Annotated in this window: 10 protein-coding genes and 2 pseudogenes; 1 reads left to right on the top strand and 11 read right to left on the bottom strand. The window is 60.6% G+C overall.

Annotation, left to right across the window (positions count from 1 at the left end; translation table 11 throughout):
* Positions 1 to 101: 101 nt before the first annotated feature.
* Positions 102 to 1,925 carry a methyl-accepting chemotaxis protein gene (locus G3A56_RS07890; protein ID WP_082183765.1) on the top strand — a complete coding sequence of 608 codons (1,824 nt, stop codon included), beginning with the start codon at positions 102 to 104 and terminating at the stop codon, positions 1,923 to 1,925.
* Positions 1,926 to 2,129: 204 nt separating this feature from the next.
* Here the strand turns inward: G3A56_RS07890 and G3A56_RS07895 are convergent, their stop codons facing one another.
* The 11 genes and pseudogenes from G3A56_RS07895 to G3A56_RS07945 all read right to left on the bottom strand — a co-directional run bounded on the left by G3A56_RS07895 (position 2,130) and on the right by G3A56_RS07945 (position 13,058).
* Positions 2,130 to 2,624: a 2-thiouracil desulfurase family protein gene (locus tag G3A56_RS07895; RefSeq protein WP_082183763.1), complete on the bottom strand. Its 495-nt coding sequence runs from the start codon at positions 2,622 to 2,624 to the stop codon at positions 2,130 to 2,132.
* Between the two features lie 229 nt (positions 2,625 to 2,853).
* Positions 2,854 to 5,007 (bottom strand): glycine--tRNA ligase subunit beta, encoded by a 2,154-nt coding sequence (gene glyS, locus G3A56_RS07900; protein ID WP_082183760.1) that lies wholly within the window; start codon positions 5,005 to 5,007, stop codon positions 2,854 to 2,856.
* Between the two features lie 98 nt (positions 5,008 to 5,105).
* Positions 5,106 to 7,042, bottom strand: a pseudogene (locus tag G3A56_RS29455) (DUF2207 domain-containing protein).
* Between the two features lie 216 nt (positions 7,043 to 7,258).
* The gene (locus G3A56_RS07910; protein WP_082183757.1) at positions 7,259 to 8,536 is read right to left on the bottom strand and encodes a 3-phosphoshikimate 1-carboxyvinyltransferase; all 1,278 of its coding nucleotides are present in this window, start codon (positions 8,534 to 8,536) and stop codon (positions 7,259 to 7,261) included.
* An 87-nt stretch (positions 8,537 to 8,623) separates the two neighbouring features.
* Positions 8,624 to 9,175, bottom strand: coding sequence for a LemA family protein (locus G3A56_RS07915; RefSeq protein WP_082183756.1), 552 nt, complete (start codon positions 9,173 to 9,175; stop codon positions 8,624 to 8,626).
* A 121-nt stretch (positions 9,176 to 9,296) separates the two neighbouring features.
* The gene (locus tag G3A56_RS07920) at positions 9,297 to 9,677 is read right to left on the bottom strand and encodes a hypothetical protein (RefSeq protein WP_051795932.1); all 381 of its coding nucleotides are present in this window, start codon (positions 9,675 to 9,677) and stop codon (positions 9,297 to 9,299) included.
* A 110-nt stretch (positions 9,678 to 9,787) separates the two neighbouring features.
* The gene (locus tag G3A56_RS07925; protein ID WP_035241643.1) at positions 9,788 to 10,750 is read right to left on the bottom strand and encodes a glycine--tRNA ligase subunit alpha; all 963 of its coding nucleotides are present in this window, start codon (positions 10,748 to 10,750) and stop codon (positions 9,788 to 9,790) included.
* A 100-nt stretch (positions 10,751 to 10,850) separates the two neighbouring features.
* Positions 10,851 to 11,045 carry an NfeD family protein gene (locus G3A56_RS07930; protein WP_003493987.1) on the bottom strand — a complete coding sequence of 65 codons (195 nt, stop codon included), beginning with the start codon at positions 11,043 to 11,045 and terminating at the stop codon, positions 10,851 to 10,853.
* A 20-nt stretch (positions 11,046 to 11,065) separates the two neighbouring features.
* Complete coding sequence (locus tag G3A56_RS07935) at positions 11,066 to 11,932, bottom strand: S49 family peptidase (protein ID WP_164056239.1); 867 nt, start codon at positions 11,930 to 11,932, stop codon at positions 11,066 to 11,068.
* Positions 11,933 to 12,022: 90 nt separating this feature from the next.
* Positions 12,023 to 12,820: pseudogene (locus tag G3A56_RS07940) on the bottom strand (tRNA1(Val) (adenine(37)-N6)-methyltransferase).
* Positions 12,821 to 12,827: 7 nt separating this feature from the next.
* The gene (locus tag G3A56_RS07945) at positions 12,828 to 13,058 is read right to left on the bottom strand and encodes a putative signal transducing protein (RefSeq protein WP_003493981.1); all 231 of its coding nucleotides are present in this window, start codon (positions 13,056 to 13,058) and stop codon (positions 12,828 to 12,830) included.
* Positions 13,059 to 13,083: the final 25 nt, after the last annotated feature.

A 13,083-nucleotide genomic window follows, 5' to 3' on the forward strand; every position in this document is an offset into this window, starting at 1 on the left:
TTCAGGCTGTTCCCCGCGCATCAGGCGCCATTCCCATTTCCGAAACTTCGGCAGCGCGCGGCTTTTTTAAGGCGCGCGAAGCCAAACGCTTGTGAGCGCCCATGAAGAACCTTTCCATTTCCCGTCAGTTGATCGTTCTCGTCGTGGCCCTGATGGCCGCCTTCTCCGTTGCGACGTTTTACCAGCTGAAATCCGCCACCGACGCGATCTATGAGGAACGCTACGGCATGTTGCGGACGCAGGTGCAATCAGCCATTTCCATTCTGCAATCCTTCCACGACAAGGAAAAGGCCGGGACGCTTTCGCGGGACGAAGCCATGAAGCAGGCCTATGCCACCGTGAGCGCCATGCGATTCACCCCTGATGGCTATCTGTTCGGCTACGATTACGACGTGACGATGAAGTTCCATCCCGATGCCAAACGTGTCGGTGAGAACTTCAAGGGCAAGCCGGACAGCAAGGGCTTTGCCTATCGTGACGAGCTCGTGCGGCTTGGCCGCAATGGCGGCGGCCAGACGGATTTCTACGGTCCGAAGCCCGGCATGGAAGGCAATGACTACGCCAAGAGCTCCTATGCCCTTGCCTTCGATCCCTGGCAGGTGGTGGTCGTGACCGGCGTCTACATCGACGATCTGAATGCGCAGGTGCGCGGCGAGGTGATGAAGGCGCTGTCGATCGGCGCTGCCATCTTCGTGCTCGCACTGGCCGCCGCCTTCTACGTCATCCGTGGCATTTCGAAACCGCTTGGCGATATTCACCGCGCGCTCGGCGAAGTGGCCAATGAGAACGTCTCGCTCACCATTCCCCATACCGGCCTGACCAACGAAGTGGGCATGATGGCAAAGGCCACGGCGTCTCTTCAGGACAAGGTGCGCGAGCGCCACGCCATGCAGCGCCGCGAGGAAGAACAGCAGCAGCAGCTGAATGCCGAGCGTCAGAACAACCTCGACATGCAGCGCGACGAGGCCGAATTGCAGGCGCGTGTGGTCGCTACCATCGGCGAATCCCTCGAAAAGCTGGCGGCTGGCGATCTGACGGTGCGTTGCGGCGACCTCGGTAGCCGTTACGCCGCGCTGCGCGATAATTTCAACGAAGCGCTGACGCATCTCGATGCCGCCATGGCCAAGGTGAATTCCAAGAGCATCGACATTGGCGGCTCCAAGGAGGAAATCCGCAAGGCCTCGAACGAGCTTTCGCAGCGCACCGAACAGCAGGCCGCCAATCTGGAAGAAACCTCCGCCGCGCTCGATGAATTGACCGTTGCGGTGCGCCAGACGGCGGAAGGGGCTGCGGACGCCGCCAAGCGCGTCACCACCGTCAGCTCGGAAACGACACGCAGCGACCGGGTGGTGGAAGAAGCGATTGCGGCGATGAGCGGCATCGAACAATCCTCCGATCAGATTTCGAACATCATTGGCGTTATCGACGACATCGCCTTCCAGACCAACCTTCTGGCGCTGAACGCCGGTGTGGAAGCCGCGCGCGCCGGTGAAGCCGGTAAGGGCTTTGCCGTGGTGGCACAGGAAGTGCGCGAACTGGCGCAGAAATCCGCCGCCGCCGCCAAGGAGATCAAGGACCAGATCGCCCGTTCTTCCGCTCAGGTGGAAAACGGCGTGCGCCTCGTCGGCGAGGCCGGCGATGCACTGAAACGCATCTCGGACCAGATCAAATCCGCCAACGAGATTGTCAGCAAGATCGCCCATTCGGCGGCCGAGCAGGACACGACGCTGCGCTCGATCTCCACGTCGCTGAACCAGCTCGACGTCGCCACCCAGCACAATGCCGCCATGGCGGAAGAGACCACGGCTTCGGCGGAAGCGCTGGCCGTGGATACCGAAGAGCTGCTGAACCTCATCCGCAGCTTCCGCGTCTCCTCCGGCCATCAGCTTCATGGCATGGCGCAACAGATGCGCATGGCGGGGTGATGACGGATAGTCATCATACCGATGAAATAAAAATGCCGGGTACAGACCCGGCATTTTTGTGATTACTTCCCCGCCTCCTCGACGTCATCCTCGGGCCTGACCCGAGGATCCAACGTCGCGTCGGGTCATGAATCCTCGCCTCGAGGGCGAGGATGACGGCAGAGAGTGTTTGTTACGCCCAGAGCCAAGTTGCACCACCTCGCCTCACCGCGTCAAAACATCCAGCCGGTCAATATCGGCAGGGGAAAAAACCGCGATGCCCGCTCTCTTCAGCAGCGCCGCCGTTACGCCATTGCCCGCATGTTTGGTGCCGGAGAATGAGCCGTCATAGATCGCAACCGACCCGCATGACGGGCTTCCGTCGATCAGAAGCGCGTGAGTGCAACCATTGGCCCTGGCGAAGGCGACCGCCTTTTCCGCACCGGCGATGAACTCAGCCGTGACATCGCCGCCTGTTACTTCCAGCACACGGGCGCGGCCTTCCAGAACATCGAGGCCGGACGCGCCATTCTCGATTTCCGCCGGTGGACGCGGAACGGGCATGCCGCCGGCCATTTCCGGACAGATCGTCACCAGCCTGCCTTCTTCCCGCCACCGATCTACCGCCGGGTGGAAGAGGGGTTTGCCCTTGCCGTCATATCTGACCGGCTGGCCGAGGAGGCAGGCGCTGATGAGGATTTTCGGGGGCGCGTGGGTCATTGGGAAATCATCCTGCGGGGGTCGCGGTCGTAGCTTACCCCCCTCTGCCCTGCCGGGCATCTCCCCCTCAAGGGGGAGATCGAATCGCAGCAACATGTCGATCATCTTCGACGTTGCAAATTTTGCGGGGAGCGACCGTCTTGCCGATCTCCCCCCTTGAGGGGAGATGTCCGGCAGGACAGAGGGGGGTGAACCGCGCACGCTACCGTCACGGCCGCCCCCAATTCCCTCACCCGGTAATCTTCGAGAAATCCGCAACCGTTCCCGTAGCTTCGCGGATGGCCTTCAACAGCGCCAGACGGTTTGCACGGATGGCCGCATCCTCGTCGTTCACAAGCACATCCTCGAAGAACTTGTCGACAGGCGCGCGCAGCGTCGAAAGCGCCTGCATGGCGGAGCGGAAATCTTCCGCTTCGACCGCCTTTGCGGCATCGGCAGAAGCCGTCTTGATCGCCGCATAAAGCGCCTTTTCGGCATCGAGCTTCAGCAGCTCTTCCGAAACACTGTTCGCCACCACAGTGCCCTTCTTTTCCTCGGCGGCCAGAAGCTGTGTGGCGCGTTTGGTGCCAGCCAGAAGGTTCTTGCCATCCTCACCGGTGATGAAGGCGGTGAGCGCCTCGACACGGCGGGCGATCATCAGCAGATCATCGGAATCCGGTGTGAGAACAGCATCAATCAGATCGTAACGGGCGCCGAGGTCGCGGAGGTAGACCTTCAGGCGATCATGGAAGAAGGAGAGAAGATCCGGGTCCTTCACGACGCTCAAAAGCGGCAGACGTACGTTTTTCTCAAGCAGAATACGCACCACGCCCAGCGCCGCGCGGCGCAGCGCGAAGGGGTCCTTCGAACCCGTCGGCTTTTCATCAATCGCCCAGAAGCCGACGAGGGTGTCGAGCTTGTCGGCCAGAGCAACCGTGATGGCCACCTTGTCTGCCGGCAGGCGGTCGGAGGGACCCTGCGGCTTGTAGTGATCTTCGATGGCCGCCGCGACGCTTTCGTTCTCGCCCTGCAACGCCGCATATTTACGGCCCATCAGGCCCTGAAGCTCGGGGAATTCGCCGACGGCTTCGGTGCGCAGGTCGGCTTTCGCCAGCACCACGGCGCGGTCCACCAGAGCAGCATCGGCACCCACAACGGGGGCCAGAGCCTTGGCCAGTTCGCGAATACGCGTCACGCGCTGCCCTTGAGTGCCGAGCTTGGCATGGAAGGTCACGTTCAGCGCATCGAGCTTTGCCATGCGCTGGTCGAGCGGCTTTTTGAGATCGAGGCCGAATTTTGCAGCCGAACCTTTGAGCGTTTCCAGATCTGGCAGATCGCCCTGGTCGCGGTTCCAGAAATGGCGGGCATCCGACAGGCGGGCGCGAACGACCTTGCCGTTGCCGTGAATGATTTCCTTGCCGCCGTCGCTTGCCTCGATGTTCGAGATCAGGATGAAACGGTTGGAAAGACCTTCTTCCGCACCCTGATTGCGGGTGACGAAACACTTCTGATTGGTCTTGATGGTGAGGCGAATGATTTCCGCAGGGATTTGCAGGTAATCCTCCTCGAAGGTGCCCATCAGCACCTGCGGCCATTCGACGAGGCCGGAGACTTCTTCCAGCAGGCCTTCATCTTCCACCAGTTCCAGACCGTTGGCGAAAGCGAGATCCTTGGCGTCGTGCAGGATGATATCCTTGCGGCGTTCGGCATCGAGAATGACCTTCGCCTTTTCGAGGCTCGAGACATAATCTTCGAAACGGCGCACGGTGATCGGGCCGGGTGCATGGAAACGATGGCCATAGGTGACGTTGCCGGCGACGATGCCGTCGATCACGAAAGGAATGACCTGGGTTTCATCATGTTCGGGGCCGAACAGGCAGACGATGGATTGCAGCGGTCGCACCCAGCGCAGGCTTTCGGAGCCCTTGCCTTCGATGCCGGCATAGCTGGACCCCTTCGGCATGGAGGCCGGGCCGGAGCGCATGGATTTCGGCCAGGGGAAGGAACGGATGATGCCGGGCATCACTTCCCCGATGATCTCTTCCGCCGGGCGGCCGGGCTTGTTGATGATGGCGATGTAGAAATCGCCCTTCTTCGGATCGGAAACGACCTGCGCTTCCGAAATGTCGTTGAGGCCGGCGCCGCGCAGAAAGCCTTCGATGGCCTTTTCATTGGCGTCGGTGCGCGGGCCCTTCTTTTCCTCGCGCACATCGGCGGAGCGGGCGTTGAGGCCGCGAATATCCAGCGTCAGGCGGCGCGGCGTCCAATATTCGCGCGCGCCCTCATAGGTCAGCCCTCTCTCCACCAAGGCATCGGTGACGAGTTTCTTCAGATCGCCCGCCGCCTTGCGCTGCATGCGGGCGGGGATTTCTTCGGAGCGAAGTTCAAGCAGAAGATCGGGCATGGGATAAGGACTTTAATCTGTTGCAAAAGAGTGTCGCGGACTTAGCAAGACCAGCGGCAAAAGTCACCAGCTATCGGTTAAATAACAGCCGGCGGGCGTTACCAGCCGCCGCCGCCGCCGCCGCCACCGCCGGAGCCGGAAAAACCGCCGCCGCCACCGCCCGAAAAGCTGGAGCCGGAAGAACTGACGGGCTGGGGAATGGTGGAGGCGATGGTGTTCGCCATGGAGGTGGAAAAGCCGCCGATCCTGTCGCCAAAGCTGCCGTAATTGCTGCCCGCATACCAGCCGGGCGCATAACTTGCAGCAGCGGCACCGGCGGCAGCCGTGGCAAGCCAGGCCTCGAAAGTGCGGCTCCACGGTTTTTCGACGCCGAGCGCCACGGCATAGGGCAGCAATGTCTCGAAATGCTGCGGCGACATGGCGGGCGCACCAGCCATGTTCATCCGGTCTTTTTCCGCCAGCGTCAGATAGGTTCGGAGGCCTTCGATGCCGTCCATCAGCTTGCGGCCGAGCGGCGTCGGCGCGCCCATCAGGAACAGGAACAGCGCGTTGGTCAGCACGATGCCGCCGATGGCGGCCAGCGCCAGCGACTTGGTATCATGCGTCACATCCAGCAGGATTTGCGTGGCGATGCCGCCAATGGCGGAAAAGGCCACGAAACCGGCAAAGGCCAGCATGACGATGCCGCCGATCCGCTTGCGCAGCGGTGCGCCGCGCGAAAACTGGCGACCGATACCGATCGACAGGATGCTGAAGAAGAAGGCGAAAAAGCCGAAGACCAGCACGGCGGCAATGGCGCTTTCATCCAGATCGCCAAACACCAGCGTCGCGACGATGAGGGCGATGCTGAGGAAGATGCCGAAAACGATGTAACCGGCATTGCTGCGGTAATATTTGCCGCGATGTTCTTTCTCTATCGCTGCGCGAAACTGTGTTCCGACCTTTTCGACCTCCGCACCATGGGCCTTGTCGATGGTCAGCGTCTTGCCAGGGCCGCCGATGGAGGACAGCAGCGTTTTCTGGCCGGTCGGCAGATCGGCAGCGGTCGCCTTTTCCGTGCGGCGAATGACGATGGCGTTCTTCAAGTCCTCCAGAACGACATAACCCTTCACCGCCAGATCAAGCGCCGAGGCAGAGAGCGCCGTCCAGCCGGCACCCGAAAAACCCCTGTTATCGACATAGTTGACCAGAGCCGGCGAAAGCCCTCCGGCGCATCCCAGCGCGGCACGACCACGCCCTTCGCCGGATCGCGGCCGACGGCGAACCAGGCGCGCAGGTAATAAAGCAGCACGACGAAAAGCCCGCCGCCCGAAAGGAGGATGGCGAGATTATCCCGCAGCCACCAGCCCGCCGCCTGTGAGGTGTCGGGTGCTGCAATGGCGCCCTTGGGGAGCTTGACGGCGACCGTCATGCCCTCGCCCACTGTGAAGGGGCGGGTGGAGGCGAAGAATACCTCGTTACCTTCGTTCAGAATGCGCGCATCCTTGCCCTTCGCACCCAGAGGACCGGTGAAGACGGCCGTATCTGTCGCCCTGATGCCCTGCGGCAGCGTGATGGTGGCGGAAATCTCGCCCATGGGGAATTGCCAGCCATTGCCGGTGACGTTCCAGGTCAGCTCGTCATAATCGCTGAAATAACGGATCTGCCGGGCAGTGGTGTAGGTTATCTGGAAGATATGCTCGCCGGTCGGCAGAAAACGCTCGGCGCTGCCGGTATAGATGCGGATGCCGCCATCGATATTCTCGGTGCGCCAGTTTTCCGGCGCGCCATCGCGCTCTACTGAAACGACGTTGAAATCCACCTTGGTGCGGCGATTATTGGCATCCAGCGCATAAAGCGGGAAATCGCGAAATATGCCGCGTTTGATGTTCTGGCCTTCGGCACGGGCGGTGATGGTTTCCGTCACCGTCAGCTTTCCATCCGCCGCCACCTCGATGACGGAATGGTAGGAGCGGATGAATTCCTCCGCGAAGGCCGGGAAGGTCGCGCCCAGGAAGACGAACAGCGCGAGAAGTCTTGCGGCGATGGTCTTCACGGGCGGTTCTCCTTAAGGGAATGGAGCGTTTCCGGTTTCAAGTGATGATGCGCAGCACGGTCATTCCGTCATACCGGTCCCCGGATCAAGTCCGAGGATGACCCGGTATCCAGCAGCTGCGCGTCTGCGCGGCTTGAAGAGTCTTTCGCGATCAAGGACTTGACCGCGCTGGATTCCGGCTCAAGGCCGGAATGACGGAAAACCAATACCGTTCTTCTAATGCTGCGGCTCGGCAGCGCTTTCCTTTTCCGTGTACTCGACGCCGAGCGAGGCGAGCTCTTTCCAGTAAGCCGGGTAGGTCTTGCCTACGCAGGCAGGGTTCTGGATAGCGATTCCACCGATCTTCAGCGCCGCCAGCGCAAAGCTCATGGCGATGCGGTGGTCGGCAAAAGTGTCGATGGAGGCCTTGACCGTCTGGCCCGCAAGAGCCGGATCAGAATGCACGATCAGGTCGTCGCCTTCCTCATGTGCCAGACCGTTACGGATTTCGTTGAGGCCCAGCGAGACGGCGCGGATACGGTCGCATTCCTTGACGCGCAGATTGGCGATGCCGACGAAGCGCACCGGCGTTTCGTTGAAGGCGGCGAGAACCGCGATGGTCGGAATGGCGTCCTGCATCTGCGAACCGTCGATTTCGGCGGGCAAATGCGGAAACTTCGCCATGACCTCGTAGGCCTTGGCATCCGGCTGGGTGAACTTATCGGCCGGCGTGCCGATATCGATCGCGCCGCCAGTCAGCAGTTCCGCGCCCCAGAGATAGGTGGCGGCGGAGGCATCCGGCTCGATGTGGAAATCGGTCGCCGTGTAACCCGTCGGATGCACGCGCCAGATGGCGTTGCTGACCCGCTCCACCTTCGCGCCAAAAGCTTCCATGGCCGAGGTGGTGAGATCGATATAGCCCTTGGCGCCGATTTCCTCGCCCTTGAGGATGATATCGACAGGCTTGTCGCCGCAGGCGGCCGCCATCAGAAGTGCCGACACATATTGGCTGGAGAGGTTGGCATCGATGGTGACGCTGCCCTCCGGGAACCCTGTGCCCTTGCCGCAGACGGTGACGGGCGGGCAACCGGTTGGCGCTTCCGCCTCGACGCCGAGGGAGCGCAGGGCCTCCACCAGCGGCATGATCGGGCGTTTGCGCATGTGCTCGTCGCCATCAATGATGACGGCGCCATCCACAAGTGCGGCAGCAGCGGTGAGGAAGCGCGTGGCGGTGCCGGCATTGCCGAGGAAAAGCGGCTTTTCCGGCTGCTGAAGTACACCCGTGCCTTCCACCACGAAGGTGGTGGCATCAGGCTCGGTTACCTTGACGCCCATCTCGCGCAGGGCTTCGGCCATATAAAGCGTGTCGTCGCTTTTCAGTGCGCCGGTCAACCGGCTTTTGCCCCTGGCAAGACCAGCCAGGAGAAGCGCACGGTTGGTGATGGATTTGGAGCCGGGCGGCTCGACCTTGCCGGAAAGCGGGTGGTCGGGCGGGGTGATGGTCAGTTCGATCATGATTGTCGTCTTGTCAAAGAATGCGGCGCGGGGCCGGATTATCGGAATTTGAACGGAAGGTCTTAAGCCGCCGCGGGAACAGTGCGCTTAGAATTTCACTGTCGGCACGGCGCGGTCGGCCGGGTTCTCGATCTCGAAATACGGCGCCTTGGCAAAACCGAACTGGCCTGCGACCAGATTGGAGGGGAAGCTTTCCACCTTGACGTTGAGATCGCGGGCGGCGCCATTGTAATAACGGCGCGACATCTGGATTTCGCCTTCGATGGTTTCCAGCGAACGCTGCAATTCCAGAAAGTTCGTATTGGCCTTGAGATCGGGATAGGCTTCGGCAAGCGCGAAGAGCTTGCCGAGCGCCTGCGATAGCAGCCCTTCCGCCTGGGCGCGACCTTCGACATCGCCCGCCGGCACGGCCTGTGCCCGGTTGCGCATGGCGATCACCTCCTCGAAGGTGCTCTTTTCATGCGCCGCGTAACCCTTCACGGTCTCGATGAGGTTGGGAATGAGATCGGCGCGGCGCTTCAGCTGCACGTCGATGCCCGACCACGCCTCTTCCTTCATCTGCCGCGCCTTGACGAGGCCGTTATAGATGAAGACGACATAAAGCGCGATTGCCGCGATGATTGCCAGCGTGATGAACATGAATTGCGATTCCCAGCTTCGTTGCGCGCACGATAGCCGCTCATTACCGCAAAGTCATGGGGCTTCGCTCATTCTGTCCGTTTTTGCCGGGAGGGTACAAGCTCAGGGAAGTAAACATCCGTCATTTGTGAAAAACGGTACAATACAACCTCAGCCCGGATACCTTGCGCACAAAAAGAGTATAGGAGGCGAGCCTGAAGCCGCGTTCGGCCCAATATGCCTTGTTTTCCTCTAGATGGTTCCAGCCATCTATTCTCCAGCTGAGGTCGTTCGTATTGCGTGTATAATGCATTCGGACAAGGGCACTTCCCACATCGAGGGTTCGCTGGCCACTATCCTTGCAATCCATGCGAGTGACGATCATTCCGAGCGAATGCAGCTTGTTGGCGCGGGGAAACGCATCCTTGCCACTCATCCATTCAGTCGTTTCGGCAACGGCCGCATTGCCGAGAAGACATCCAAGCGTCAATACAAGCAAAAAACGTAAGCTTCTAATATTCATAATCAAATCCAAGGTGATTTTTCACCGGAACAATCAACACAAAATAAAAGGCCGTCAAGAACGGCCTTTCAAATTCAATAAAATCTTCGGTGCGAACCTTCCTCCAAAAATCAGGCGGCCCTGTTCCAGTTCAGCCCGCCCGCGTCCGTCAGCAGGAAGGCCTCGCCGCAGGCTTTCGCCAGCGTGCGCACGCGCAGGATGTAGCTCTGGCGTTCCGTCACCGATATCACACCGCGCGCATCCAGAAGGTTGAAAACGTGGCTGGCCTTGATGCACTGGTCATAGGCCGGGAACACGCATTTGTGCAGGCGCTGATTATCATCATCACCGGGCGCACCGGCAGCGAGAAGCGCCTGGCATTCCTTTTCGGCGTCGATGAAATGGCGATGCAGCATGGCTGTATCGGCAAATTCGAAGTTATGACGGGAATATTCCTGCTCGGCCTGCAGGAAGACGTCGCCATAAGAAATCTTCTCTTCGCCTTCGCGGCCGTTGAAGTTCAGGTCATAAACATTATCAACGCCCTGAACATACATGGCCAGCCGCTCCAGACCGTAGGTCAGCTCGCCCGCAACCGGCGAGCACTCGATGCCGCAGACCTGCTGAAAATAAGTGAATTGCGAGACTTCCATGCCGTCGCACCAGCATTCCCAGCCGAGACCCCAGGCGCCGAGCGTCGGGCTTTCCCAGTCGTCTTCAACGAAGCGCACATCGTGCAGCAGCGGATCGAGGCCGATCGCCTTCAGCGAACCGAGATAGAGTTCCTGCAGGTTGGAAGGGTTGGGCTTCAGAATGACCTGATATTGGTAATAATGCTGCAGACGGTTGGGGTTTTCCCCGTAACGACCGTCGGACGGGCGGCGCGACGGCTGCACATAGGCGGCCTTCCACGGCTTCGGCCCGAGTGCACGCAGCGTCGTTGCCGGATGAAACGTACCCGCGCCCACTTCCATATCGTAGGGCTGCAGCACCGCGCAGCCCTTATCGGCCCAGTAATTGTGCAGCGTCAGGATGAGCGCCTGAAAGGAACGCTTCGGGTTCATATGGTCTGGAATATCGGTCATTGCAGTCATCGCGGCGTTAGGAGGACAAGTAAGTACTTACTTACTTCGGATGCGGACTGGTGCCACGGCATCGCCTGAGGGTCAAGGTTTTATGCGTGGAGGCGCCGCCTTACGCCTCATCCTCGCGCTTCACGCGATATTCGCCGGTTTCCGGGTCCTTGATCAGGGTGCCAATGGCGCCGGTCTCGCGTTCTTTCTCGCGCTGTTTCGATTTCGCCGAAAGCTTTTCGGCATCGCGAACGAAGCGGCGGTAGAGGATGACCGATCCCACCACCAGTAGAAGAATTGTAATCAGCTGCGCCATAAGGCCCTATTCCTGCGACATCATAGACCGAAACGCGACCACAATGCCTTTTCTTCGGCGACCTCCGCAAGTCCCGAGACGGCCCCTGCGGCCAGCCTTTCGGCATTGACGTCCAGCGCCGCATTGACGCCCGGCACCTTTTTACCGAACAGCGAGCGCCCGCCGGTAACGAGCTGCAGCTTGACCTTTTCGCCGAAGCGGCGGCGCAGAATGTCCCTCATGTCGCCCAGCCCGTCGATCAGGCCGAGGTCGAGACCACGCATGCCGGTCCAGAACAGGCCGGAGAAGAGCGTCTCATCGTCCTTCAGTTTCGAGCCGCGACGCATCTTGACCATATCGATGAAAACATTGTGGATTTCGACCTGGAGCGACTTCAGATATTCGATATCGCCTTCCTTTTCCGGCTGGAAGGGATCGAGGATCGCCTTGTTCTCGCCGGCTGTATAGACGCGGCGCTCAACGCCGATCTTCCGCAGCATTTCCGGAAAACCGAAACCGCCCGAGACGACACCAATCGAACCGACAATGGAGGTAGGGTCGGCGATGATCTCGTCGCCGGCAAGCGCGATCATGTAGCCACCGGAGGCCGCCACGTCTTCCACGAAGATCAGGACCTTCTTTTCCTTTTCCTCGGCAAGCTGACGGATGCGATTATAGATCATCCGCGCCTGCACCGGCGAGCCGCCGGGAGAGTTGAGCGAAATGGCAACGGCCGGCGCGTCCTTGATGGCAAAGGCTTTTTCAAGCAGAGGCGCGTAGGAGGCGAGATTGAGAGCGGGGCGAAACTGGTTGCCGCCCGCCATGATGGCGCCATGCATGCGCACGACCGGGATGACGAGTTCTTTTTTGCGAAAGCGTTTCGGTACCAGATACTTCAGAAAACCCACAACTCAATCCTCGCAGCAATTGCCTGTTGGTCAGGCATGTATGTATCGCCCGGGAAAACGCAATGGTTTAGGCCCGTCGGAACCGCGATTTTATAGGCCCGGCCTGATTGCCTTTACATTACGGCGATAGGCGGTGCGGCCATTGTTCAGGTCATCCACGAGGGGCGTGAAGGCGTGGCTGTCGGCCTCATGCATGACGAGCGGTGCCCGGAACGATAGCTTCGCGCGCGACCCTTGATGGCCGTGACGAGCATGCGCACCGCATCTTCCCCGGGCGCGGATGGATGAGGGTTATCTCCATGCCGCCGAAGCGGCTGCCGCAGGCAGCGATGATTTCCGCCACCGATTGCGGCCGTGAAATCAGGGAAAGCTGCCCACCCGGAACCATGATTGCACCCGCGGTCCTGATCCAGTCCTCGAACAGGCCCTCCGTCATGGCGTGGGCCTCGGCCTTCAGGGCATCGGGCGTGCGTCGGTCGCCCGCATCGTTATAGGGCGGGTTCATGATGACGTGGTGGAAATACCCGTCCGGCAGACCAGCTTCGATGCGCGCCTTGGCACGCAGGGTCACATCGGCCTCGCGCACGTCGATACGGCCGGAAAAGGCAGCGTTTTCCGCCAATGCGAGACTGCGGCGGGCAAATTCCGCCATTTCCGGCGAGCGCTCGTAAAGCGTCACTTGCGCCTTTTCGAGCCGGGCTGCGACCGCAAAGCCCGCCGCACCCGCGCCGGCGCCGAGATCGGCGATCCGGCAGGCGCGATCATCAGCCACCAGCGAGGCCAGAAGCATGGCGTCCATGCCAGCCCGATGCCCCTGCCCTTCGGCTGGAGAATGTGGAACCGGCCCCGGTGAAATGCATCAATGGTTTCGGAAATATCGCCGCCCACCGTCTCGTCAAGCCTCTTCGTTGCGCAACTCGTCACCCAGCCCGGCATCCATGAGAATGCGGCGGGCCTGATCGGCACGATCCTCTTCGACCAGAAACCGGCGGGGCAGAAGACCGAGCGACCCCTCCAGAATGCTCATCGCCTGATCGGCGACGAGGCAGTGGATCCCGGCGTCCTTCATCAGGCTTTCGGCGAAGGACAGAAGCACGGCATCGTTGGTACGGATCAGTTCACGCATGGATAAGCCCTAAATTCCCATCTTT

The sequence above is a fragment of the Rhizobium oryzihabitans genome, assembly GCF_010669145.1.
Classification (GTDB): domain Bacteria; phylum Pseudomonadota; class Alphaproteobacteria; order Rhizobiales; family Rhizobiaceae; genus Agrobacterium; species Agrobacterium oryzihabitans.

Coding starts and splice junctions, on each gene's coding strand:
- glyS (WP_082183760.1), bottom strand. CDS start 5,007: ATGCCCGATCTTCTGCTTGAACTTCGCTCCGAAGAAATCCCCGCCCGC.
- G3A56_RS07925 (WP_035241643.1), bottom strand. CDS start 10,750: ATGACTGCAATGACCGATATTCCAGACCATATGAACCCGAAGCGTTCC.
- G3A56_RS07915 (WP_082183756.1), bottom strand. CDS start 9,175: ATGTTCATCACGCTGGCAATCATCGCGGCAATCGCGCTTTATGTCGTC.
- G3A56_RS07945 (WP_003493981.1), bottom strand. CDS start 13,058: ATGCGTGAACTGATCCGTACCAACGATGCCGTGCTTCTGTCCTTCGCC.
- G3A56_RS07930 (WP_003493987.1), bottom strand. CDS start 11,045: ATGGCGCAGCTGATTACAATTCTTCTACTGGTGGTGGGATCGGTCATC.
- G3A56_RS07910 (WP_082183757.1), bottom strand. CDS start 8,536: ATGATCGAACTGACCATCACCCCGCCCGACCACCCGCTTTCCGGCAAG.
- G3A56_RS07890 (WP_082183765.1), top strand. CDS start 102: ATGAAGAACCTTTCCATTTCCCGTCAGTTGATCGTTCTCGTCGTGGCC.
- G3A56_RS07895 (WP_082183763.1), bottom strand. CDS start 2,624: ATGACCCACGCGCCCCCGAAAATCCTCATCAGCGCCTGCCTCCTCGGC.
- G3A56_RS07920 (WP_051795932.1), bottom strand. CDS start 9,677: ATGAATATTAGAAGCTTACGTTTTTTGCTTGTATTGACGCTTGGATGT.